The organism is Bradyrhizobium sp. (assembly GCF_035484855.1).
Lineage (GTDB): Bacteria > Pseudomonadota > Alphaproteobacteria > Rhizobiales > Xanthobacteraceae > Bradyrhizobium.
The window spans coordinates 1-22,761 of record NZ_DATHOP010000140.1; the positions used below are offsets into that span (position 1 = coordinate 1).

At 63.7% G+C, this 22,761-nt stretch carries 23 protein-coding genes and 1 pseudogene; 12 read left to right on the forward strand and 12 right to left on the reverse strand.

Translation table 11 applies throughout. The features are described from left to right. Positions 1–701 (forward strand): annotated as a pseudogene (locus VK804_RS15660) (hypothetical protein); the annotation flags it as partial. A gap of 23 nt (positions 702–724) precedes the next feature. Here VK804_RS15660 and VK804_RS15665 read toward each other — a convergent pair. The 9 genes from VK804_RS15665 to VK804_RS15705 are packed head-to-tail and all read right to left on the reverse strand — an operon-like array spanning position 725 to position 8,247. After that, positions 725–1,645, reverse strand: coding sequence for a hypothetical protein (locus VK804_RS15665; RefSeq protein ID WP_325371779.1), 921 nt, complete (start codon positions 1,643–1,645; stop codon positions 725–727). Positions 1,646–1,663: 18 nt separating this feature from the next. Further along, complete coding sequence (locus VK804_RS15670) at positions 1,664–2,368, reverse strand: acetyltransferase (protein ID WP_325371780.1); 705 nt, start codon at positions 2,366–2,368, stop codon at positions 1,664–1,666. A gap of 12 nt (positions 2,369–2,380) precedes the next feature. Continuing rightward, positions 2,381–3,094 (reverse strand): class I SAM-dependent methyltransferase, encoded by a 714-nt coding sequence (locus VK804_RS15675; RefSeq protein ID WP_325371782.1) that lies wholly within the window; start codon positions 3,092–3,094, stop codon positions 2,381–2,383. A gap of 8 nt (positions 3,095–3,102) precedes the next feature. Next, positions 3,103–4,017, reverse strand: coding sequence for a methionyl-tRNA formyltransferase (locus VK804_RS15680; RefSeq protein ID WP_325371784.1), 915 nt, complete (start codon positions 4,015–4,017; stop codon positions 3,103–3,105). 2 nt (positions 4,018–4,019) lie between these two features. Beyond that, positions 4,020–4,793 carry a TylF/MycF/NovP-related O-methyltransferase gene (locus tag VK804_RS15685; RefSeq protein WP_325371786.1) on the reverse strand — a complete coding sequence of 258 codons (774 nt, stop codon included), beginning with the start codon at positions 4,791–4,793 and terminating at the stop codon, positions 4,020–4,022. Next, positions 4,790–5,713, reverse strand: coding sequence for a glycosyltransferase family 2 protein (locus VK804_RS15690; protein ID WP_325371788.1), 924 nt, complete (start codon positions 5,711–5,713; stop codon positions 4,790–4,792). Before VK804_RS15690 ends, VK804_RS15685 begins: the two co-directional genes overlap by 4 nt. Continuing rightward, the gene (locus VK804_RS15695) at positions 5,710–7,248 is read right to left on the reverse strand and encodes an amino acid adenylation domain-containing protein (RefSeq protein WP_325371790.1); all 1,539 of its coding nucleotides are present in this window, start codon (positions 7,246–7,248) and stop codon (positions 5,710–5,712) included. The genes VK804_RS15690 and VK804_RS15695 overlap by 4 nt, the downstream gene beginning before the upstream one ends. Further along, on the reverse strand, positions 7,248–7,985 hold the full coding sequence (locus VK804_RS15700; RefSeq protein ID WP_325371792.1) for an SDR family oxidoreductase: 738 nt from the start codon (positions 7,983–7,985) through the stop codon (positions 7,248–7,250). The genes VK804_RS15695 and VK804_RS15700 overlap by 1 nt, the downstream gene beginning before the upstream one ends. 4 nt (positions 7,986–7,989) lie before the next feature. Further along, positions 7,990–8,247, reverse strand: a complete 258-nt coding sequence (locus VK804_RS15705; protein WP_325371794.1) for an acyl carrier protein — start codon at positions 8,245–8,247, stop codon at positions 7,990–7,992. A gap of 479 nt (positions 8,248–8,726) precedes the next feature. On the opposite strand from VK804_RS15705, the gene VK804_RS15710 reads away from it, so the two are divergent. Further along, positions 8,727–9,641 carry a right-handed parallel beta-helix repeat-containing protein gene (locus VK804_RS15710; protein ID WP_325371795.1) on the forward strand — a complete coding sequence of 305 codons (915 nt, stop codon included), beginning with the start codon at positions 8,727–8,729 and terminating at the stop codon, positions 9,639–9,641. Positions 9,642–9,755: 114 nt separating this feature from the next. Here VK804_RS15710 and VK804_RS15715 read toward each other — a convergent pair whose 3' ends face one another. Continuing rightward, complete coding sequence (locus VK804_RS15715) at positions 9,756–10,457, reverse strand: WbqC family protein (RefSeq protein WP_325371797.1); 702 nt, start codon at positions 10,455–10,457, stop codon at positions 9,756–9,758. Positions 10,458–10,666: 209 nt separating this feature from the next. On the opposite strand from VK804_RS15715, the gene VK804_RS15720 reads away from it, so the two are divergent. Together VK804_RS15720 and VK804_RS15725 are read left to right on the forward strand one after the other, a co-directional pair. Next, positions 10,667–11,743, forward strand: coding sequence for an acyltransferase (locus VK804_RS15720; RefSeq protein WP_325371799.1), 1,077 nt, complete (start codon positions 10,667–10,669; stop codon positions 11,741–11,743). A gap of 396 nt (positions 11,744–12,139) precedes the next feature. Further along, on the forward strand, positions 12,140–12,610 hold the full coding sequence (locus VK804_RS15725; protein WP_414642796.1) for a tetratricopeptide repeat protein: 471 nt from the start codon (positions 12,140–12,142) through the stop codon (positions 12,608–12,610). Between the two features lie 4 nt (positions 12,611–12,614). Here VK804_RS15725 and VK804_RS15730 read toward each other — a convergent pair whose 3' ends face one another. After that, on the reverse strand, positions 12,615–13,133 hold the full coding sequence (locus VK804_RS15730; protein WP_325371803.1) for a prepilin peptidase: 519 nt from the start codon (positions 13,131–13,133) through the stop codon (positions 12,615–12,617). A gap of 32 nt (positions 13,134–13,165) precedes the next feature. Then, positions 13,166–15,460 (reverse strand): type II secretion system secretin GspD, encoded by a 2,295-nt coding sequence (gene gspD / locus VK804_RS15735; protein ID WP_325371805.1) that lies wholly within the window; start codon positions 15,458–15,460, stop codon positions 13,166–13,168. Positions 15,461–15,694: 234 nt separating this feature from the next. Between gspD and VK804_RS15740 the strand changes: the two genes are divergently transcribed. From VK804_RS15740 to VK804_RS15775, 8 genes are read left to right on the forward strand one after another with little or no spacing between them, the layout of a single operon-like run. After that, positions 15,695–17,383 carry a GspE/PulE family protein gene (locus tag VK804_RS15740; protein WP_414642794.1) on the forward strand — a complete coding sequence of 563 codons (1,689 nt, stop codon included), beginning with the start codon at positions 15,695–15,697 and terminating at the stop codon, positions 17,381–17,383. A 4-nt stretch (positions 17,384–17,387) separates the two neighbouring features. Then, positions 17,388–18,602: a type II secretion system F family protein gene (locus VK804_RS15745; protein ID WP_325371809.1), complete on the forward strand. Its 1,215-nt coding sequence runs from the start codon at positions 17,388–17,390 to the stop codon at positions 18,600–18,602. Positions 18,603–18,638: 36 nt separating this feature from the next. Beyond that, positions 18,639–19,103 (forward strand): type II secretion system major pseudopilin GspG, encoded by a 465-nt coding sequence (gene gspG / locus VK804_RS15750; protein ID WP_325371811.1) that lies wholly within the window; start codon positions 18,639–18,641, stop codon positions 19,101–19,103. Beyond that, on the forward strand, positions 19,054–19,545 hold the full coding sequence (locus tag VK804_RS15755) for a Tfp pilus assembly protein FimT/FimU (protein ID WP_414642795.1): 492 nt from the start codon (positions 19,054–19,056) through the stop codon (positions 19,543–19,545). The genes gspG and VK804_RS15755 overlap by 50 nt, the downstream gene beginning before the upstream one ends. Next, positions 19,523–19,924, forward strand: coding sequence for a type II secretion system protein (locus tag VK804_RS15760; protein WP_325371815.1), 402 nt, complete (start codon positions 19,523–19,525; stop codon positions 19,922–19,924). The genes VK804_RS15755 and VK804_RS15760 overlap by 23 nt, the downstream gene beginning before the upstream one ends. A gap of 11 nt (positions 19,925–19,935) precedes the next feature. Beyond that, positions 19,936–20,640, forward strand: a complete 705-nt coding sequence (locus VK804_RS15765) for a PulJ/GspJ family protein (RefSeq protein WP_325371817.1) — start codon at positions 19,936–19,938, stop codon at positions 20,638–20,640. A gap of 17 nt (positions 20,641–20,657) precedes the next feature. After that, entirely contained in the window at positions 20,658–21,581 is a 924-nt protein-coding gene (locus tag VK804_RS15770) for a type II secretory protein PulK (RefSeq protein WP_325371819.1), read from the forward strand. Next, positions 21,578–22,630 (forward strand): PilN domain-containing protein, encoded by a 1,053-nt coding sequence (locus VK804_RS15775; protein ID WP_325371822.1) that lies wholly within the window; start codon positions 21,578–21,580, stop codon positions 22,628–22,630. Before VK804_RS15770 ends, VK804_RS15775 begins: the two co-directional genes overlap by 4 nt. Positions 22,631–22,761: the final 131 nt, after the last annotated feature.

Sequence of the window (22,761 nt, forward strand, 5' to 3'; positions counted from 1 at the left end):
TGGAAGCCACCGAATTGAGTTTCCATCAAGATTTGAACGGCGATGGCGTGATCGGCATTCCCGGTACCATCGAGTCGGCTGGATCGACCAGTTTGGTCCAGGTTGGAAATAATTATTTCCTCGATAGCAACAGCACCGGGATTGGTCCTGAGGTGATGTTTGGCGGCGCGCCACTTACGGCGGGTGAGTTCGCCTGGACACCGACCGGCGCCGAACAGACGTCAACCGGGTACGAGATAGCTTTGAAGTACGCGACCATCGGTCAATATACGGTGTGGAACACCGACACTAATGGCAACGTTACCTATGACCCCCTTGGCGGCGGCGTGCCCGGTACCAGCGCGGCACTGGAAGCGCTGGAGCCGAGCTTCCACCAGGATCTGAACGGCGACGGCGTGATCGGCATTCCCGCGGCTACCAGCGCGGGCGCGTCCGTCGTCTTCGCGTCGGCCGCGGTCACCGTCGCCAACAAGGACACGTTCGTCTTCGGACCCGCCATGGGCGCGGCCGCGATCGACGGAAGCGCGAATGTCGTTGGCTATGATGCATTGCCTGCGGCCTCCGCCAATCCGCCGGCGGAATTTTCGCACGATGCGGCCTCGTTCCAGTGGGCGAATGACGGACATGGCAGCATGCTCGATCACGGCAGCGCGCACACCCACTGGCTCGACGCGCACGCCAGCGGCTTCATGATTCACTGACCGATGATCTTTGCCCTATGGCGCTACCGCAGCCGCGCGGCGCCGAATCCGTCTTTGCCGTAGGCATTGCCATTGTACAGCAAGAAGCGGCCAGCGGGGCTGTCGAGCCGGCTGCCATAGCAGATCATCTCGGAGTCCCAACCCGAGGCGGCGACATCGAGCAGCGGCAGGGTGTCGCGCTGCCATGACAATCCATCGACCGAATTCGCGCGGTAGATGCGATAGGTCTCGCCGAGCCTGCGCGCGGAATAGATCATGCGATAGCCGCCATCGGCGGCCATGACTACCGGCCGCGCGATGGCGTGCTCATTGTCCAGATAGGGCAGACAGAGCTGGTCGTTGGTCTGCCAGACCATGCCGTCGTCGCTGGTCGCATGCTTGACGGAGTAATAGTGGGTCGGCGCCTCATCGTTGGTCTTGCCCGGCACCCATTCGGTGCCGGAGATGTACCACATGCGCAGCGGGCCATTCTCGCTGATCACCCAGGGGGCGCCGGTGAGAAATGGATCGTGATGGTTGCGGCCGAGGACCGGAGCCTCCGACAGCCTGCGGAAGCTTTCGCCGCCGTCGCGCGATTCTGCGACGCCGATGAAGAAGGAAAACGGCACCGCGCGCGCCAGCGTCCAGCCGGTGTAGTACATCAACAGCCGCCCCTGGTGGGTCACGAGGCTGCCCGGCATCGCGCCGCAATCATCGAACGCGCCGAGCCGGCCGAGTTCGAGCGAAGGTCTTGGCGCCGCTCCGACGACGACCAGCCTGCCATCCTTCACCTCGACATCGACCCACCCGCCGCGCGAGCGGTTCTTCTCGTCGCGCGCGGCGAAGTGCACACGATGGCGGGTGTCCGAGAGCGGTTGCACGAATGGGTTCTGGCAGTGCGAGCGATGCCATGGCGCGCCGGTCGGCGCGCAAACCAGTCCCAATCGCTCGTAGTCTTCGATCATGGTCGCTCTCGATCTGCCTCAGCTATGCTTTTTCAGGAGCCGCACGAAGCGCAGGCTGTCGATCCCTGCGGCCGGCGTCGCCTCGACGACATGGACCGCGCGTTCTATGGTATTCTGCGTGATCAGGGCGTTGGCGCCGATGAACGATTGCGTCGCGACATGCACGCTGTTGGAGATGTTGCAATTGCTGCCGAGATAGACGTACTCGCCGATGGTGACGTCGCCGTTGAGCACCACATGGGCGGCCAGGAAGGCGTGATCCCCGATTCGGCTGCGGTCGCCGACCTGGCAGCCGCTCCAGATCACCACATTGTTGCCGATCGCGGCGTCGAAATTGACCGACTGGTTTTCCAGAATGAAGCAGTTCTCGCCGATCTCGCAATGACCTTCGAGCCGGTTCGACGCATGGACGTAGGTCGCGAACCGGTAGCCCATCGATTTCAACAGCCGATACTTCTCGGCGCGCAGCATGTTCATGCGCGCCGATCCCAGCGGCACGAAAGCGAGCACGTCGTCCGGCGGGAAGGTTTTGATGGCGTCGTCGACGGCAACCACCGGCCGGCCGTTGAAGGCCGGTGCGGCGAGGAATTCGCGATCGACGACGTAGCCGGCGACCTGGTGCGGCGAATCCAGCTCGAAATAGCGGCGCGCGATGTCGGCCCCGGTGCCGGTCCCGAAGATCAGGATTTTTCGCGATCGATGCTCTCTGGCGTATAACGGCATCTCGATATCCCGCTAGCCCTGCTTGCGGCAAACCACCGCCCAGACGTGCTCATCGATACCCCAGAAATCGTTGCGGCACGAGCCGATCTCGAAATCGGTAAAGGCCGGCGACAGCGCGGATCGGATTTCGGCTTCGCTGTCGAATTTCCTGAGCACGTATCCGTTGCGCACCCCGTAGGGATCGTTGGCAATCTCCATGTGCCCGTCGCCGAGGTCCCTGGCACCCGCCATGATATAGCTGGTGCCGATCGGCACGGAAAATATGAATGCGCCGGCGGGCCTGAGGACGCGAGCGATCTCGCGCAGATTGTCGTCAAAGCGGGTGCCGGGATCGATGTAGTAGCAGGCATGACAGGCAAGGACAGTATCGAAGAAGCTGTCGGAGTAAGGGATGGCGTGATTTCGACCAACCTTGAGATCGGCCTCGACGCCCAGTGCTTGCATTCGCCTTGCGGTGAGATCGCAAATCTCCTGCGATATCTCCACGCCCGATACAAGCATGCCGAGATTGTGCAACAGCGGCATGTTGCGACCGTCGCCGAATCCGAGGTCGAGCACGCGCTTGCCGGGATAGCCGGCCTTGTCGGTCTTGTGCCGGGGATAGTTGCCGAGAAAAGCCCGCACCACGAACTCGACGGGATAGACGTGCTCCGGGTTTCGCGCCTGATAGAACGCGTCGTAGCTGTCGCCGATTGTGGAAGGGTCGACTTGCGGGGAGTCCGGCATCGGCGCTCCTAGACCCGATTTCCGACGCGGATGTGAAGCTCGATGTCGTCAGGCCGAAGAATTGGAAAGAGATCGTAGTCTTCGATCAGCAGGCAGCCGTCGACACAGGATATCGCAAATTTCCTGTTCTCGAAGACCCTGCAGATGATGCCGGCGCCCTGCGCCCTGTAGTCTGCGAGATCGATCAGCGAAGCTTTGTTGATCGTCAGACACTTGTTCATCAAAAACGAAAACGCCGGAAAATAGGGCCGGGCGTGGACCCGGATTTGATTGCGTATCTCCGAGCGCGGTTGGTGCCAGTCGATTCTGTATTGCGGTGGAATCTTGTTGTAGTACGAGCCACCGGCCGGTTGCGATCGCGGCTTGATCTCTTTTCGAAGAATTTTGTCGAAATTCTCGATCATGAGGTCGGCGCATAGTTTCATCGAGCGCCGGTAAAGCTCGTGGCCCGTCTCTTCGGAGCCGATCAGGTGGCATCGCTGTACCAGAATATCGCCGGTGTCGATTCCCTCGTCCATGTAGTGGATCGTGATTCCGATCTCTTCTTCGTTGTTGAGTATGCACCACGGCGTCGGGAACGTGCCGCGATATTGCGGCAGCAGGCCGGGGTGCACATTGATGCAGCCGAGCGGCGGAATGTCGATCAACCGGCGTGGAAAGATTCGGGGATAGTAAGCGCAGATCACCAGGTCGGGTGCGATGCGCTCGACCTCGGACAGGAACGCGTCGTCCAGCGCTTTCGGCGTCAGGGCGCGGACGCCGCTTTCGATGCATAGATCAAGCGTAGCCCGATAGCCGTAGATTTCATCGCGCCGGGTGCGCTGGGTGACGACAACCAGGTCGATGTCCTCGCGCGAATGGAGGTATGAGAACACGTCGTTGCCGATATCCTGCGACGTGAAGAGCAGTACTTTCTTCCTCATCGCTATTCCTTGATGAAATAGCCGCCGGGCCTGATCGAATAAGCCAGCTTCCTGACGTGGGGCAGCGGTTGCCCGATCTCCTTGAAATAGGCTTCGAAGGCGGCGGTTTCGCCGAGCCAGGGCGGCGATCCATAGCCGTTCAAGGCGACGATGCCGCCGGGTACGAGCAGGGGATACAGGGCGCGAAAGCCGGCCAGGGTCGGCTTGTACAGATTGACGTCCATGAAGATCATCGACAGCCGTGTGCCCTGGTTGCCGTCGGCGAAGGCCTGAACCGTCTCCAGGATATCGCCAGAAATGACGCGGCAGCGTTCGACGCCCGGCAGCAGATTGTCCAGATTAGTCAGCTTCACCATCCGTTCCAGATAGCCCTCGGGCACGAGCTTGCGGCCGACGACGTTCTCGATCCACGGTTTGGGATCGCCATCTTCGGGAGCGAAGTCGCGGTAGCCGCCGCCGCTTTCAAAGCCGTAAACCCTGCGCGAGCGGTCGCCCGGAAAGTACGTTTCCAGGAGCTTCGACCAGGTAAAGAGGCCCGCGCCGAGAAAAACCCCGAGTTCTGCGATTGATCCCGGCACGTCCTGAATCATCCGGAACAGGTCATAATCGGCAAGCAGCCGGGTCATTTCGCGCCGCCGGATAAAAGCCGGATAGTTGATCAGCGTCTCGGACAGCGAGATTTTTCCCTCGCGCAGGATGCTTTCGAGTTCGGCCCAATGCTCGTCGTCCTTCCGCTGGTACGACGCGCGCGCGGGATCGATCTTCTCGGTTTTCATGGCGCAGCCCGCTGGTGGACCCTTCTGACGATAACGTAAGGCCGATTTTTTGTCTCGACGAAGATGCGCGAGATGTAGATTCCGATAACGCCGAGGCAAAACACGATCATCCCTCCCATGAACCAGATCGACACGATCAGGGACGCCCAGCCCGCCGCCGACTTGTAGATGAGTTTTTGCAGGATGACAAAAATACCGACCGCGAAAGAAACGAACGATACCGTCATGCCGACCAGAACCATCAGGTTGAGCGGAACGGTACTGAATGAGGTAATGCCGTTAATGAGCGTCACGAATCTAAGCAGCGACGAGTAGCTGCTCTGGGGACGATGACCCTTGGCGATCGGAACGCCGTTCTGGCGAAATCCGGTGATCACCCAGAGACCGCCGATCACCGTGTTGCTCTCGCGGTGCAGCAGCAAGGCGTCGACATATTCGCGGCGCATCAGGCGGACGGTGCACTGATTGAGCGGAATATCGATCCAATACAGCTTTTTGATCCAGTACCAGGCGATCTTTCCGCCGGTGCTTTCCAGCTTGTCGCCCTTGCGACTCTCCTGAAAGCCGTACACCACGTCGCAGTCCGCCGATTGCATCCTGTCGAGGAAGCCGCCGAGCAGCGCCGGATCTTCCTCCAGGTCGCTGTCGATCAGGAAACACAATTCGCCGCGGGCATGCTCGAGCCCGGCCATCAGCGCCTTGTGGTGACCGAAGTTGCGCGACAATTCGATCACGCGCACATGGCTGTCGTTGCGCGCGATCGAACACGCAATGTCAAGCGAATTGTCGGGCGAGCCGTCGTCGACCATCACGATCTCGTAGTCGCCGGTCACGCGCTGGGCGGCTTCCGACGCGCGACGGTGAAATTCCTCGACACAGGAGCCCGACTTGTAAAGCGTCGTGACGATTGAAAGTTTCATCCGCGATCCGCCTGCTCAAGGAGGGCGAGGGCCGCCCTGCGGTCCACTTTTCCGTTGGCGTTGTGCGGCAGCTCGTCGAATTGAACTGTTTGCACCGGCCGCATATACGCCGGAAGCTTTTGCCTGCAAACCACCTGAACCTCTTCCGCCGTGACCGGACGGTTGGCTATATAGGCTACCGCGATTTCCCCGCCATCGGTACCCGCGAGCACCACCGCGACGGCGCGCTGAACGTCGGGGATGCTCTGCACCGCAAGGTCGATCTCTTCGAGCTCGATGCGGTGACCGCGGATTTTCACCTGGTTGTCGACCCGGCCCTGAAACCAGAGCAGCCCCTGTTCATCCTCGCGCACCCGATCGCCCGAGCGGTAATAGACCGCGCGGCGGTCGTCCTGACCGGGGTCCTGGCGGAACCGCGCGGCGGTTTCCTCAGGCATCGCATAATAGCCCAATCCGACGCAGGGGCCACCGATCCACAATTCACCGGCCTGTCCGTGTGGCACCGGCATCTGCCGTTCGTCGAGGATCGCGTGAGTGAAGTCCGGGTGCATGCGGCCGAGCGGCGGGAATTCGCGGTCGAGAGCGGTCAGGACCTTGGGCGTGATTTCGATGCTCGAACAGATGCAACTGGTCTCGGTCGGACCATAGACATTGACGAGCCGCACGGGTGTTGCGAAGCGTTCGCGGAATTGGCGCAGTTTCCCGATCGGATAGCCTTCGCCGCCGAACTGGAAAACGCGGATGCCGGGCAGCGCCTTCGGGGTCAGCAAACCGAGCTGATCGAGGATGAGATACAGTGTCGGTACGGCGAACATCACGGTCGCTTCCGCCGCGCGGACCGTCCTGACCCAGGTCGCCGGGTTGGTGATCTCGGAGGTCTCGACCGGCACCAGCGCCGCGCCGTTTAACAATCCGCAGTAGATGTCGAACACGGAATTATCGAAATGCAGTGGATTGAGGCCGGTAAAGCGCTGGCGCGCCGGATCGCCCAGCAGCGTCCGCGCCCATGCCATCAGGCTCAACACGCCCCGATGCGGAATCACTGCGCCTTTCGGCTCGCCGGTCGAACCGGAGGTGAACATGATGTAGGCCGGATCGGTCCCGGTCACGATCGGGAACGCCGCATCGTCCGCGGCCGGTTCGAAACCCTTGAGCGAACTTTCATCGCCGGCGGACGCCAGTGTGCGTGCCTCGCCGAATGGATTAGGCGTGCCGGTTTCACTGAACAGGATTTTCGGCCGCAGCTGCGCCACCATCCGCGCCGTGCGCTCCGGCGGATTTTTCGGATCGAGAAATACATAGGGAGCGCCGAGCCGAAGGCACGCCAATAGCAGCGCGTAGGCCATCCGGCGCTTGGGCAATTGCAGCGCCACCACGTCGCCCTGCACGACGCCGCGGCCGGCAAGCGCGGCCGCGCAACGCTGCGCCAGCACCTTCAATTCTCCGAACGAGCAGGCCGTATCGCCGAAAATCAGCGCCGGCGCCGCGGGATCGGTTTCTGCATTTGCATCGAACGCGTTCCACAAGCCCGTCATCAGAGACGCAGGCCTCCGTCCAGCTTCATGATGGTGCCGTTGGCGAAGCGATTGGCTGCGAGAAATTCGATCGCGCCGATGACGTCTTCCACCTGACCGAGCCGGCCCAGCGGCGTCTTCTGCGCATAGCCCTGCAGCCGCTCGTCGGTGACCGCGCTCCTCGTGGAGGCGACATCGATGAAGCCGAGCGCGAGGGCGTTGACCCGAATGCCGAGCGGGCCGAGCTCGATCGCCATCGTGCGCGTTAACCCCTCGATGCCGGCCTTGGCGGCCCCGTATGCAGCCTGACCGGCATTGCCTTCGCTGGCGATCGAGGAAAAGTTCACAATCGATCCGCCGCCGCGACGTACCATGCGCGCGGCGACCTCGGTGGCGGCGACAAAGGGCGCCGTAAGGTTGGCGTCGATCACGCCGCGCCAGGATTCCACGCCATGGGTGGAGAATTTGGCGCCGCGCAAGGCCAGTATCGGTTCGTTCCAGATCAGGCCGGCGGCGTTGATCAATAGCGCGATCGTATCGGTAGCCGGAATCGCGTCGGCGAGCGCCTGCCGGACGTCGGTTTCGATCACGAGGTCCACGGACCGCGCGGTAACGCCCGGCGACGGCGCGGCGGCATCGAAGTTCCTATCGAGCGCCAGGACGGGGCGGCCCTTTGCCGCATAGTGCGACACAAGCGCGCGTCCAAGCTGCCCGCCGGCTCCGGACACGACAACCCAGCGATCGTCGGGTGAGGTCATCGGCTCACGCAGCCTTCAACAATCGGTCGACATCTTCGATCGATTGCAACTTCTCGATGTCAGTCTCCGACAATGCGCGTCCCGTAATCTCCTCGAGACGAAGTACCAGCCGGACACCTTTCAGCGAATCCCATCCTTCGATGTTCGCAAGCAGGACGTCATCCCCCGGAATCGGGACCCTGGTTCGCAGAACTTCGGCGATCAATTCGCGTGCTTGCATCATCTTTCCCGCGGCGGCCGTACTTTGATGGCTGGAAAACAATGTTGTTTTGCAGCGGCTTAGGAACGCGGACGGATAAACCCGCCCGACCAGATTTCATAGGGCAATTGGACGGAACCCGCAAATGGGCGCGGTCCGAAGGGACGGCCTTCCCGGCCTTGCGCGGGTCAGGCGGCCAACCGCCTGCGCCCAATCGACGCGGCCCTCTCCGGCCCGGCAAAAATACACAATTCGTTTGAACCGTTGTTGCATTTGCCGGACACACTACTTGGGCGGGATTGGTGCAGCCCGTTGTCGGGATTTGCATGCTGAACTTGATTTGCGCTACAAATTTTGCTGTTTAGTTTTCTGCTGCAAAGCTACCTGGCGACACACACAATCTAAGGGTGAGGGGGATGTCGTCCTCTGTCCAAGACCTCGGATTGATACCAAATCGCCCCGGATGGCAGTTCCGGACGCGGAACCATACTGCATCGTTATTTCAAGACTGAGAGAATCTCGGTCACCACAAGGAGGGTTGAATGCGTCGTATAGGTTTACTGGCTTTAGCCATCGGATTTCTAGTCCCATTCCTGGCGGCGGCACCTGCCCACGCCCAGGCGACTCGAACCTGGATCTCCGGCGTCGGTGACGACGCCAATCCGTGCAGCCGCACGGCGCCCTGCAAGACCTTCGCCGGCGCGATCTCGAAGACCTCGGCGTCCGGTGAAATCGACTGTCTCGATCCAGGCGGGTTCGGCGGCATCACCATCACCAAGGCGATCACGCTCAACTGCGGCCAGACCCTCGGATCGATCCTGGTCGCCGGAACCCCCGGCATCACGATCAACGCCGGGGCCACCGACAAGGTGATTATCAGAGGTCTTCAGATCATCGGTCTCGGCCCCTCCGGAACTCCCGGTACCGTCGGCATCAAGATCATCACCGCCGGGGTGGTTGCGATCGAGAACAGCGTGATCACGCAATTCGGTCAGCAGGGCATCAGCGATGCGCGCACTGCCGGAAATACCAAGCTGATGATCGTCAATACGATCGTCAGTCACAATACATCGACCGGAATCGGCTTGGCTGCGACAGGTCCGAACAACGTCGTGATCGACGGCGTGCAGTCGTTCGACAATTTGTTCGGCATCGCCGCCGGCACCGGTAACAATGTCGTGGTGAAGCGGTCGGTCCTCTCCGGCAACGGCAGCGGAGTCGAAGCCGACGGCGGCGCCACGGTCACCGTGGACGACAGCGCGATCAGCGGCAACGGAACAGGGGTCTTCGCAACCGCTGGCAATATCCGGCTCTCCAATTCGGACATCAACTTCAATACTGTCAACGGAATGACCGGTTCGCCCACAAGCTACGGGAACAACAGGGTGTTCGGCAATACGGGTTCGACAACGACGACCGCGGCCGGCACCGGTGTACAAAATCTGGGCGAGCAGTAAACGCAGGCTCGCGCAGCGCGCTCTGCTTGCAGGATTTGGACGCGCAACAGGGCATCCAGCAATCTCAAATCCCGGGCCCCGAGCCCGGGATTTTTTGTTGTGACGGCTTGGCGATCAGATCTGCTGATCCTCGACCGCGCGCAAATAGCGCGGCGCTTCGGGGCCGGTATTGAACAAAAGATCGAGCGCGGTCACCGCATGTTCGAATCCGCCGTGAAGCTGCGGATATTCCGGATAGCCCTGATAGTTCATCCATTCCGGCGTCACGCCGGCCGCCCGGAACATCGGCTCGTCGAAATAATCGCGCGCCGATGGGCCGCTGAGATAGCGGTCGGCGCCGGCGGCGCGGACGATTCCCAATAGCCGTTCGGTCTTGGCGCCCTGCGCCGGATAGGCAATATCCCTGACGAACCGGGTCTTCAGTCCGAGCAGCCCGGCGATGCCCTGCAGGAAGATCATGTTGACATCGGTCAGGCGCCCCTGCCGGTCCGCACGCTCGTACCAACCCTTCACCGTGGGTGCGAGGGGCTCGAAGAACGGCGCCCGTCCGTACGCCAGTTCGAGGGCGCGCCAATGCCTGTCCGCCCATGGCTTTTCGATTTCGACCTGATCGATCGGCTGCTCGAAGCGGCCCTTGGTGATGACGGGGATGGTCAGCCAGTCGACGCCTTTGGTGGTCTTGATCCGGTTGCGATTGTGCCAGTGCCGTTTCACATATTGCGCGCTGTCATAGACCACGTATTCATCGCACCGCCCGATCAGGTCGAAAAAACCCTTCCAGGGAATGTAGCAGGACTGAATGATGCAGACGCGCACGGGTTACTCGCAGTCGAGCCGCGTTGACCGACGGCCGGCACAGAGCCATGCTTCTGCCTGCCGTTTCCGCTCAACTTCAGCTGCAGTTTTATAGTCCCTTGCGGGCGAAATCACGTACTATCGGGCGCCGGAGCCGTTGGCGTGGCGGCGGGGAAATGTCAGTCTATCGCGATGGGTAGGATGCCTTCATCGTCGAAGCGGAGAGGTTTGTGCGGCGGCTAAAGTTCCTGGACGGGCTGCGTGGCTGGGGAGCGGTCTTTGTGCTGCTCTATCACGTTTGCAGCGAGGGCTTGCCCGTCGACCCAGTTTTCGGGGATCGCCTCAAATATCTCATCCCTTTCAGTGGTACGCTGGCGGTGCTGATATTTTTTGTGGTTTCCGGGTTTTCGCTGTCAGTGCGCTATTTGGCCGACGGCGATATTCGCTCGTGGTCGAAGATCGCAGCCGGTCGATATCTGAGGCTTGCCATACCGATTTTCGCGGCGTGTCTCGTCGTTCACATCGTGATGATTTCAGGGTTTGTCGATCCGCCGGCCGAGCGTTTTCCGCTGTTCAGGGGGTCTTTCAATTTTGTCCCGACCATTGGCCATCTTCTGAAGTTCTCGTTTTTCGATGTCTTCTTCAACTACGACGCCACTGAAACTTATATAGGACCTCTCTGGACCATGAGTCTCGAACTCATTGGATCATTCGTCGTTCTGCTCGCGATTGTAGCCGTCAGGCCGCTGTCAGGCCGCTTGCTGTTCCTGTCCGGCCTGACCTGTGTCATCCTCTGGCTGGCTCCGACGGAAAACACCGCTAAGCTGGCGCTTTTCCCGGCCGGCTCCGCATTGGCCGACAGTTTCAATCGCGGATGGATCGACGCGATCCCGAGACCGGCCGCCATCCTGTTGCTTTCAATCGGTTGTCTGACGCCGGCCGCGTTGACCCACGGCTTTGCGATTTGGAGCCTGGTTGGAACCCTGTCGTTGGTGCTCGGGTGTATCGCCATCCCCGGGATCAAGAACTGGCTCAGTGGAACGGTGTCGGCGCATCTCGGCAGGATCTCGTTTCCGCTTTATCTCATGCACGGCCCGGTCCTGTGTTTCGTGGGGGAACCGCTGATGCGACACTTTGGGGACGGCCTTCTGCTGAAAGGCCTCATCCAGTTTCTGGTCGTCGCGCTCTCCTTTATCTCGGCCTATGCATTTTTACCGGTCAACGAATTCGCCATCGGGCTGGCGCATCGTTTCGCAAAGTCGGTAACGAACCCGTTTTTCGTTTCACCGGCTCCAGCCGAGCGCTAGAGCGGGATGGGATCAGGCTGGGGCGCGACGACGGACCATTTTCTCGCCGGACGCGAGACAACACCAGGTTTGCAAGTCGAGGTCTTCTACTTTGCATGGGGTTGTTTTGCGATTTTTTGGTAAGGCCCTGCGGCGCCGCACCGGAGCACCGGATCGCTGGTGCTTCGCGCTCCCGGCGAACCGATTCAACTCCATCCCATCATGCTCTGGCCGGATCGTGGTCGGGCGCGTGGTGTAGATTTTCGCTGGCCGCGAGTCTAAGGTGCCGTGACAATGGACGGGCCAGTGAGAGCGATGCGTATGGGCGGCTATGGTTATCCGGATGGGAAGGTGGCTGTCTTGCCAGGGCGCCGGTTCGCTTTGCGTCGCTGCGCGGTGGGGCGTTTCCTGGTCGCGATGACCGCGGCGATGCTGCTTTCGGCCGGCGGCTTCGCGCAAGCCCAATCGCTCGGACAGGGCGTTGCCGCCTTCAAGCGGCAGGACTATGTCGCGGCGTCGCGGAGTTTCATTCCGCTGGCCGAGCGGGGCGATGCATCGGCTCAGTCCTATCTGGGGTTCATGTTCGAGAACGGCCGCGGCGTGCCGCAGAATTACACCGAAGCCGCGATGTGGTACCGCCGCGCCGCAGAGCAGGGCGACAGCCTCGCGCAATATTCGCTCGGCCTGCTCTACGACAAGGGTTTTGGCGTGCCGCGGGACATCGTCGAAGCCGGCAAATGGCTCAATCTGTCGGCCGCAGCCGCGCCCCCGCGCGCCCGCGAAGCCCGCGTGCGCATCCGCGACGCCGTCGCCACCAAGATGACGCGCGGCGAGATCGCGCAGGCCCGCATCCGGGCGCTGGAATGGGCGCCCAGCCGCGAACGCTGAGCACTCACGCCAGGAGCGTCTCTGCCAGCCAGCCGATCCAGATCGCCGGCGCCAAAAACAGTCCGAACGGCAGGAACGCGGTCGCCCTCAGCGGCCGGTTTCGCAGATAGCCGTTCACCGCATAGGCGCCGAGCGCTGCGAGGGCGGCGAATTCGATCACCGCGAAGATGGTGACGAAGCCGAGCCAGGCGCCCGCGACCGCCGCGAGCTTGACGTCGCCGAGCCCAAGCCCGTCGCGGCCGCGCCAGCGCCGGTGGCCGATCATCAGTGCCACAAGCGGCAGGGCGATCGCCGCGGCCCGCAAGGCCGCCCAGAGCACGGCCAGCCAACCCGCCTCGGGTCCAACCATGCCCGCACGAAGCAGCGCCAGCGCCAGCGCCGCCGCCGTCAATTCGTTGGGAATGATGTAGCGCTCGTGATCGACGACGGCGATTGCCAGCATCAGCGCCGCCAACAGCGCCCCCAAAAGCCCCTCGGGGCCCGGCGCGGCCAGGAGGCTAGCGGCGAGCGTCGCGACCAGCACGAGCGTGAGAAGGATTGGCCTGCCAAGCCCGCTCAGTGCGGGGCCTTCGGAGGATCGGTCACGACGACGGGCAGGCTGGTGCCGACCAGCCGGCTGTTCATCTTGCTGCGCATCTCCTCGGCGACGACATGGGCGTCGACGGCGTCCCTGATCATGGTCGGCCGGATGAACAGGATCAGTTCGGTTCGCGCCCGCGAGGTGGTCTGATGCGAGAAAGCGTCGCCGATGCCGGGAATGGAATCGAGCCCCGGAATGCCCTGCCGCTGCTTGTTCTCGGTCTCGGTGATCAGGCCCGCCAGCAGCACGGTCTGGCCGCTGTGCACCGCAATCGAGCTCTTGACGCGCCGCTGCGAGATCGTCGGCGTCAGCGAACCCGCCGCGGTTCCGGCGGCGACGCTGGAGATTTCCTGCTCGATGTCGAGCACGATGTTGCCATTGGCATTGGCGCGCGGCAGCACCCGCAGGATGATGCCGGTGTTCTTGTAGTCGATGGTGTTGACCACGGTGTTGTTCGCGGTCAGCACGGTCGCGGTACCGGTCGAGAACGGCACCTGATCGCCGACCTGCAAGGTCGCCGCCTGGTTGTCCAACACGACCAGTGACGGGTTGGACAGCACCTTGACGTCGGTGATGTTGTGCAGCGCATCAAGGATGACGCGCGGCGAATTCTCGGCGCCGATCAGGAAATTGAAGCCGGGAAGCGCGCGCCCGAGCAGATTGCCCGCCGCGGAGTTGACCGCGGCGCTGGCGACGCTGCCTTCGGTCAGGTCGGCGGGCGCGATGACGTTGCTGCCGGGGGCGGTGGCGACGGTGTTGACGATCGAGCCCTTCTGGCTCGCCAGGAAGAACTGCACGCCGTAGTTCAGCTGATCGTTCAGCGTCACCTCGGCGATCGTCGCCTCGATCGCGATCTGGCGCTGCGGCCGGTCGATCTGGTGGATGGTCTGCTCGATGATGCGCTGCGATTCCTGGTCGGCGTAGACCAGCACCGCGTTGTTGGTGACGTCGGCGGTGATCCGGACATTCTGCAGGATGGCGCTGCCGGCGGCGGGCTTTCCGCCTGACCCGAACAGCCCGCCGGCCGCATTGTCCTGTCCGCCAGCGTTGGGCGCGGCGCGGGTGTTGAGCTGTGGCCCGGCACCGGCGGGAGAGGCGCCAGAGGCCGCCGTCGGCATCGCGCTCAACGCGGCCACCGGATTGGTACCCGACGAGGATACCGAAATCCCCCCGCCCGGTGCGATCTGGCTGGATGCGTTGTCGAGGCTGGTTCCATTGGCGGCATGGCTGCCCGTCAACATGTCGTTGAGCAGTGCCGTGACCTGCTTGGCGTTGCCGTAGCGCAGCGAATAGGCCTTCAGGTTGACGCCATCGGTATCGGACTTGTCGAGCCGCGCGATCCAGGTCGCGGCGCGCTTGAGATATTCGGGCCGCTGGCTGACCACCAGGATGGAATTGAGCCGGTTGATCGCCTGGAACTTGATGACGTTCTGGGTCAGGCCGCCGTCGCCGGAATCCATGATCTTCTCGATCTCCGATATCACGGGCTCGGGCGAAGAATTGTGGATCGGGAAGATGCCGACCGATTGGCCGCGCATCCAGTCGGCGTCGAAGGAGAGGATGGTGTCGAGCGCCGCGGCGCGGTCGGAACCGCTGCCGGTGACGATCAGCGTATTGCGCCCGTTGTCCGGACGCAGCGTCGTGGCCTTGGTGCCGAACGCGTCCAATAGCTTGAAGATGGCCTGCGCCGAGACGTAGCGCAGCGGCACCACGCTGATGCCCTGGCCGGCTTCTGCCGCCGCGGTGCGGTCGATGCCGCCGGGACCGGCTTCGGCCGCCGGCAGTAGCCGATAGCCGCCGCGGTCGCGCACCAGCGCCACGCTGGACATCCGCAGCGCGTTTTCGAGCACGTAGAGCGCGTCCGCCTTCGGCACCGGCCGGACCGAGGCCAGCGTCACCGTGCCCTGCACGCGGGGATCGATGGTGTAGCCGACGCCAAGTACGTCACCAAGGATGACCTTTGCCACGGTGGCAACCGGCGCGTTTTCGAAATTCAGGTCATAGCCGCTGCCGGCATCGGTATCGTCGCGCTTGGCGGGCGCCGAGCCCGGCGGGGTCGTGCCGTCGCTGAGATAGATCGCGGGCCGCGAGGGAGCCTGCTGCCCGATCCCGGTGTTGGCGACATCGGTGGTATCGCGGGGCAGCAGATCGATCGAGCGGACCTTGTCGGCGATATCCTGGACGCGGGGGTCCTTGGGGTTGCCTTCGACCGACTGATTGGCGGTCATGATGCAGGCCGTCAGCAGGAAGCCGGACAGCAGCAACACCATCGTTCCAGCCAACCCTGGACGCAGGCGCAAAAGCGGGTGGACCACTTTGAACAAAATACGCCTACCAAAGCTTACGATCGACTGGAAAAACACGCCCGATCCCCCATGGTATCGGACGCTCAAAAATTTGCCTCAGGATTATGTTTTTGCTACTGAATATGTCAAGGGTTAAAGGCTTTGCGCCACACATGAGAGCTGTTGCTTTCCAGTAACAAGGTTAGCGCTGTGAATTCGATGCGAGAGCTTTCCGCAGAGACCTTCCGGCAGCATCTTCTGGAAAAATATTCATTGCCGCCGAAGGCGCGCGCCCGCGTCGAAAAGCCGGCCAATTCCACGCTGGCACGGCCGCTGCGGGAACTGTGGGAAGCCACCGACCTGTCGGCTGCCGAATTCGCCGATGAGGTCTCGGACTATTGGGGCGTGGTCAGGCTCAGCCTGCCGCAACTTCTCGCCTCCACGCCCTGCCTCGATGGATTTTCCCGACGTTTCCTGCGGGAATCCACGATCTTTCCGGTCCGCGCGCCGAACGGCAGTTACCGGCTCGCGGTCGCCGACCCCTCCGATACCGCCGCCATCCGCGCCGCCGAAATCGTGTTCGGCGCCCCGGTCGAGGTTGCCGTGGCCTCGTTCGAGGACATCACGACGCTGCTCGACCAGCGCACCGAAGCGGACGGCGCCAATGCGGAGGAGGGCGCCAAGGGATCGACCCAGCAATCCGACGACGACATCGAGAGCCTGCGCGATCTCGCCAGCGGCGCGCCGGTGGTGCGGGCGCTGAACGATCTGCTCGAGCGCGCCCTCGAGCTTCGCGCCAGCGACATCCACATCGAGCCGTTTCGGTCCGGGCTCACGGTGCGGATGCGGGTCGACGGCCTGTTGCGCGCGATGCCGGCGCCTTCGGGCATTCCGCCGCAGGCGCTGATCTCGCGGGTGAAGATCCTGGCCGGTCTCAACATCGCCGAACGGCGGTTGCCGCAGGATGGCGCCGCGCGCGTCCGCGTCAGCCGATCCGAACTCGACATCCGCGTCGCCACCATGCCGACGCAGGCCAGCGAAAGCGCGGTGATCCGCCTGTTGCCGCGCGACCGCGGCCTGCTCGAGATGGGAAGGCTCGGTCTGTCGGCGCGCGACGAGGCCACCATGACGCGCCTGCTGGCGCTGCCGCATGGCATGATCGTGGTGACGGGACCGACCGGCAGCGGCAAGACCACGACGCTGGCGACCATGCTCTCGATCCTCAACGAGCCGACCCGCAAGATCCTCACCATCGAGGACCCCGTCGAATACGAAATTCCCGGCATCAACCAGTCGCAGGTCAAGCCCTCGATCGGTCTCACCTTCGCCTCCGCGATGCGCGCCTTCGTGCGCCAGGATCCCGACGTGATCATGGTCGGCGAAATCCGTGACGCCGAGACCGCCCATATCGCGATCCACGCGGCCTTGACCGGCCATTTGGTGCTGACGACGCTGCATACCGAGACCGCGGCCGCCGCCGTGCCTCGGCTGATCGATCTCGGCATCGAGGGCTTTTTGCTGAAGTCGACGCTGCGCGCGGTGGTCGGACAGCGGCTGGTGCGGGTGCTGTGCGATCGCTGCAAGGTGCCACATCGGTTGACCGCGGCCGATATCGACCGCGATCCGCGCTTCGCGGTAATCGGCTTCAAGGCCGGTGAGTTGATTCACGAGGCAGGCGGTTGCGAGCGCTGCGGCGGCACCGGCTATCGCGGCCGCAACGGCGTGTTCGAGATCCTCGAAATGTCCGAAGCCGTTCGCAAGCTGATCGGGCCGCAGACCGATTCGCACACCATCGACAGCGCCGCGATGGCCGGCGGCATGACCACGATGCTGGCGGATGCGGTCGCGAAATGCCGCACTGGGCTGACCACCGTGCCCGAGGTTTTCCGCGTCACGACCATTCGGTGATCCCATGCCGAACTATCGTTATCGCGCACTCAACGGCAATGGCGAACTGGTCTCCGGCGCGATCGCGGCCTCGGCGCCGGGCGATGTTGCGCAGCGCATCGAGCGGCTCGGGCTGGTGCTGGTCGACAACGTCACGCTGGAAGAGGGCGGGGCTGCGGCCCGCAGCGTGCTCGGCATCTTCAACAAGCCGAACGCCGAGGACGTCACGATCTTCACCCGCGACCTTGCGCTGTTGCTGCGCGCCGGGGCGCGGATCAATGACGGCCTCGAATTGCTCGCCGCCGACCGCGATTTCGGCCGGCTGCGGCCGGTGGTCGCCGATATCCGCTCGCACGTCATCGCCGGCGAGAGTTTTGCCGAAGCGCTGTCGCGGCACGAAGGGTTGTTTCCGCCGATGTACGTGGCGCTGATCCGGGTCGGCGAGGCGTCGGGGTCGCTGGACCAGGTGCTGGAGGTGCTCGCCGACGAGCGCAGCCGCACCGAGGCGCTCAAGCGCCGGCTCGGCGACGCCATCCGCTATCCGCTGTTCGTGCTCAGCGCGGCCGGCTGCGTGCTGTTGTTCTTCCTCACCTTCGTGCTGCCGCAGTTCGCCAGCGTGCTGCAGGATTTCGGCGCCAAGGTCGATCCGATCATTCTGACCTTTCTGAATTTTTCGACTTTCCTGCGCAGCAATTCCGACCTGGTCCTGGCGATACTCGCAGGCGCCATCGCCGCAAGTTGGCTGCTGCTGCGCCAGCTGAGCGTTCGCCGCGGCATCTTCAATGCGCTCACAAAGCTGCCGGCGATCCGGCAGGTGATGATGTATTACCGGACCTCGCTGTTTTGCCGGAACCTCGGACTGTTGCTGGGAAGCGGCGTCAATCTCACCACCACGCTGCGGATTCTCGTCGACATGATGGCGTCGGCGGGTCCAGCCGCGGTCTGGACCGATGCCGCCGAGCGCGTCCGCCATGGCGCCAAACTGTCCGATGCGCTATCCGATACCAGGGCGCTGCCGTCGATGGCGGTGCGGATGCTGCGGCTCGGCGACGAAACCGGGCAATTGCCGGTGCTGGCGGGCCGCGTCGCCGAGTTCTATGAGACGAAACTGCAACGCACGCTCGATCGCGTGGTCGGGATCGCGGGACCTGCCGCGATCATCGTGATCAGCATCGTGGTCGGCGGTTTGATCGTGTCTGTCATGACGGCACTGCTGTCCGTCAGTCAGATTGTCGGCTAGAGCGGAAATGAGTTTGAATTCGAGGAGGCGACCGAGGTGGATCGAAACGTTCTGAGTGAGGCGACACGCCGGTCGCGGCGCCGGCAGGCCGGTTTCACGCTGGTCGAAATCCTGGTGGTGATCACCATCATCGGACTGATCATGGCGCTGGTGGGACCGCGGGTGCTCGGTTATCTCGGCGAGTCCAAGGCAAAGGCCGCGAAAATCCAGATCGAGAGTTTTTCCACCGCGCTCGATCTCTATTACCTCGATCTCGGCCGCTACCCCACCAGCAATGAAGGCCTTGCGGCTTTGACGCGCGGCAACAACACGCCCGGCTGGAACGGGCCATACTTGCGCGGCGGCGTGGTGCCCAACGATCCCTGGGGCCATGGCTACATCTATCGCTCGCCCGGCGAGCACGCGCCTTACGACATCATCTCGCTCGGCTCCGACGGTCAGGAAGGCGGCAGTGGAACGGCAACCGACATCACCAGTGGCACGCACCAGGCAAGTCAATAGACGGGGTTTCGCGCTGATCGAAATCCTGTGCGTGCTCGCCATCATCGGCCTGCTCGCGGCCATCATCCTGCCGGCGATCCCGCGCGCCACCTCGCGCGCGAAGCTTGAAAGTTTTGCCGTGGAAACCGCGGCCTTGCTGAAGGCCGATCGCAGCGCGGCGCTGCGCCGTCAGATCCAGGTCACGACGCAGATCGACGCCGAGGCACGCTCGATCCGTTCGGGCGTGACCGGCCGCGTCATCCGCCTTCCCGGCGATGTCACGGTCGAGGCGATGCTGGCCTCGCGCTGCGCGGATCGGGCCGCCGGCCGGTCGATCGATTTTTTTCCGTCGGGAATGTCCTGCGGCGGCGTGATCGCGCTGGCGCGCCCCGGGATGGGCTATGAGGTTCGCGTCAACTGGCTGACCGGAGGCGTCGATATTGTCCCGCAGAAGCTGCTCTGACGCTGGGGGTTTTACCCTGATCGAGGCGCTGGTGGCGCTGGCGATCGTCGCGACCGTGCTGTCGTCGATCGCCGGTGTGATCGCCACCACGGTGAAGGGCACCCGCTCGATCGACCAGCGGCTGGCGCTCGCCGGCGCCGCCGAGACGCTGCTGGCGGAATTGCCGGCGCGCAACCTGCTGAAGCCCGGCCGGCAGTCCGGCGAACTGGACGGCCATCGCTGGCAGATCGACGTCGCCCCGATGAATCCCGGGGTCGCGAGCGATGCGCCGCCAAACCGGCGCTTCGTTGCGCTCGCGGTCAGCTTGAAGATGCAGGCGCCCGATGGCCCAGCCATCCAGCTCACCACCGTGCGGCTGGTGCCAAGGCCTGCGGAATGAAGGCCCGCGGAATGAAGGCGCCGTCCCGCCCCGCGTTGGCCGATCAGGCGGGCTTTACGCTGATCGAAGTCCTGGTCGCCACATTGTTGATGACGGTGATTCTCGCCGCACTCGCCACCGTCACCGCGCAATGGCTGCCGAACTGGAACCGGGGCATGGCGCGGGTCCAGCGCGCCGAGCGGCTGGCGCTCGGGCTCGATCGCATCGTGGCCGATCTGTCGGTGGCGGAAATGGTGCCGGTCAATGGCGACGCCAGGGTGCCGCTGTTCGAGGGTTCCGAACTTGCCGTCACCTTCGTGCGGACCGCGGTCGGGCCCAACACCCGTCCCGGGCTCGAAATCATCAGGCTGACCGAGAAGTCCGACAGCCAGGGTCTTGCCATGGTGCGCGAGCGCGCGCCGTTTGCGCCGATGCCGCGGGATGCGCAAATCCGTTTTGCCGATCAGGTGGTGCTGATCCGGGCGCCGTTTCGCGTGACGTTCTCCTATGCCGGGCCGGATCAGGTCTGGCAGCCGGACTGGCGCGGCCAGATGCAGCTTCCCGACAAGATCCGCATCGCGGTGCGCGATGGTACAACCGGTGAACTGCTCAACGTCTCCAGCGCGGCCATCGTTCACGTCAGCGCCTGGGCCGAATGCGCGCGGGCAAAAAACACGGCGACGTGCCTGAACGCGAGGCTGAAACCCGACACCGAGAAAAAGGAGGAGCAGCTCTGAGATCCCTGCCCGACAGCGTGGAGTTTGGTTTTGCCGGCGGCCGACAACGGCGCGCGCGGGGCTTCATCGTCGTCGCCGTGCTCTGGATTCTCGCCGCGCTGTCGGCGCTGGTGCTGATCTATCTGACCTACGTCACCAATACCGCGGTCGTGGTGGCCGGCAGCACTGACCGTGTTCAGGCCGAGGCGCTGGAAACCGCCGGCCTCGAACTCGCCGCCTATCAATTGACATCGGTCAATGAAGCGTCGCGTCCGACCAGCGGGACATTCAACGCCAGGGTGGGTAGCGGCAAGGTCACCGTGACCTTCCGTTCCGAAGCCGCGCGCATCGATCTCAACGCCGCGCCGAAAAGCCTGCTCGCGGGTCTCCTGAACGGATTGGGCGCGGCGCCGTCGAATGCCGCTGGTTATGCCGACCGGATCCTGGCCTGGCGCGCGCCGACCGAACTGGGCGATCAAGACCCGGAAAATTCCCTCTACAAGACCTCGGGCGCGGCCTACATCCCCCGCCATGCGCCATTCCCCGAAGCTGAGGAATTGTGGCTGGTGCAGGGCATTCCGCCTGTCTTCATCGAGCGGATGCTGCCGTTCGTGACGGTGTTCAGCAATCTCGCGGCGGTAAACGTTCTCGATGCCGCGCCCCAGGTTCTGGCGGCGCTGCCGGGCATGACGCCGGAGAACCTGCAGGCGGTGCTGTCACAGCGCGCCGACCCGGCGCTCGATCCGCACGCGCTGCTGGAGATGACCGGCGGCGAGGGCGCCACACTCGCCGGCTCCAGGGCCTATCGGATGACGATCGGCGTCGACAGCGCCGGCGGACGGCGCAGCGCGGCGGAGGTCGTGATCCTGCTTCTCGAAAGCGGCGACGAACCTTATCGTGTATTGTCGTGGCGCAACGCTTCCGACGGCGCCGTGGCGCCGCAAAGGGCCTTTCCCGGATGAAGCCATTGGAGACCATCGGCGCGATCCTCAGCGCATGGACCGGCAGCGTCGCCGCCGCGATCGTCGGCGGCTTCGATCGGCTGGTGTCGCCGCGCGTGGTCCGGCTGATCGAGGACGACAAGGGCGGATTCGCGGTCGAGACGCCGGCGAGACCCGAAAACGTTCCGGCGCGCGTCGCTTTCGTGGACGGCGTGCTTTCGGCTTCCGACCTCGCGCCTGTCCTGAGGGGGAGCCGCGTCGAGATCGTTTTGCAGCCGGCGAGGTTCCTGTTTCGTCCGCTCGAGCTGCCGGCGCGGGCCGCGGATTTTCTCGAGGGCATCGTGCGCGCCCAGATCGACCGCCTGACGCCCTGGAGCGCCAGCGAAGCCGTGTTCGGCTGCAGTGCGCCCGTCGAGAGCGGCGCCGACACCATCACCACCGTGATCGCGGCAACCACGCGCAAGGTGGCGATGACCTATGTGCAGGCGGTGGCCGGCTTCCACCCCGCCGCCATCGCAGTCTGCACCGATGTCGCCGAGCGGAACGCGGGCCGCGTCAAGGTGTTCGAGCAGAAAGCGAGAGGCCATCTCGACGCCGCGCGGCTCAGCCGCGCGCTGCAAATCGGGCTCGGCGCCGCCGCCGCGATCGCCTTGCTCGCTAGCATTTCGGCGGCCTATGTGGCGGACAGCGTCGGCGCCCAGGAGGCCGAACTGGCGCGGCAGATTTCGGCGCGCCGCGCCGCCATTCGCTCGGGCAATGACGGCGACCGTTCGCCGATCGCTGCGCTGGAGCGGCGCAAACACGAGACGGCGGCCAGCGTCATCGTGCTCGACGCGCTGAGCCGGGCTTTGCCCGACAATACCTACGTCACCGAGCTGCATCTGGCCGGCAACAAGCTGCAGATCTCGGGCATCACCAGCGATGCGCCGTCGCTGATCCCGCTGATCGAGCAGTCTCAGCACTTCACCCGCGCCACCTTCTACGCGCCGACCACGCGCACGCCTGGCGAGCCCGGCGAGCGGTTCCACATCGAAGCGCACATCAAGCCGATCTTCGCGGTGGGCACATGAACGCTCTGATCCCGAGCCTGCTGGCGCGCTTTCCGACCGGTGCCGCGATCCTCTATGCGGCGCTGGTGGTGCTGTTTGCGATCACGGCCTGGACCACCGCGGCGGACATCCTGGAACGCCGCGCCGCGGTC

Coding starts and splice junctions, on each gene's coding strand:
- VK804_RS15665 (WP_325371779.1), bottom strand. CDS start 1,645: ATGATCGAAGACTACGAGCGATTGGGACTGGTTTGCGCGCCGACCGGC.
- VK804_RS15670 (WP_325371780.1), bottom strand. CDS start 2,368: ATGCCGTTATACGCCAGAGAGCATCGATCGCGAAAAATCCTGATCTTC.
- VK804_RS15675 (WP_325371782.1), bottom strand. CDS start 3,094: ATGCCGGACTCCCCGCAAGTCGACCCTTCCACAATCGGCGACAGCTAC.
- VK804_RS15680 (WP_325371784.1), bottom strand. CDS start 4,017: ATGAGGAAGAAAGTACTGCTCTTCACGTCGCAGGATATCGGCAACGAC.
- VK804_RS15685 (WP_325371786.1), bottom strand. CDS start 4,793: ATGAAAACCGAGAAGATCGATCCCGCGCGCGCGTCGTACCAGCGGAAG.
- VK804_RS15690 (WP_325371788.1), bottom strand. CDS start 5,713: ATGAAACTTTCAATCGTCACGACGCTTTACAAGTCGGGCTCCTGTGTC.
- VK804_RS15695 (WP_325371790.1), bottom strand. CDS start 7,248: ATGACGGGCTTGTGGAACGCGTTCGATGCAAATGCAGAAACCGATCCC.
- VK804_RS15700 (WP_325371792.1), bottom strand. CDS start 7,985: ATGACCTCACCCGACGATCGCTGGGTTGTCGTGTCCGGAGCCGGCGGG.
- VK804_RS15710 (WP_325371795.1), top strand. CDS start 8,727: ATGCGTCGTATAGGTTTACTGGCTTTAGCCATCGGATTTCTAGTCCCA.
- VK804_RS15725 (WP_414642796.1), top strand. CDS start 12,140: ATGACCGCGGCGATGCTGCTTTCGGCCGGCGGCTTCGCGCAAGCCCAA.
- gspD (WP_325371805.1), bottom strand. CDS start 15,460: ATGGTGTTGCTGCTGTCCGGCTTCCTGCTGACGGCCTGCATCATGACC.
- VK804_RS15740 (WP_414642794.1), top strand. CDS start 15,695: ATGCGAGAGCTTTCCGCAGAGACCTTCCGGCAGCATCTTCTGGAAAAA.
- VK804_RS15745 (WP_325371809.1), top strand. CDS start 17,388: ATGCCGAACTATCGTTATCGCGCACTCAACGGCAATGGCGAACTGGTC.
- VK804_RS15765 (WP_325371817.1), top strand. CDS start 19,936: ATGAAGGCGCCGTCCCGCCCCGCGTTGGCCGATCAGGCGGGCTTTACG.
- VK804_RS15775 (WP_325371822.1), top strand. CDS start 21,578: ATGAAGCCATTGGAGACCATCGGCGCGATCCTCAGCGCATGGACCGGC.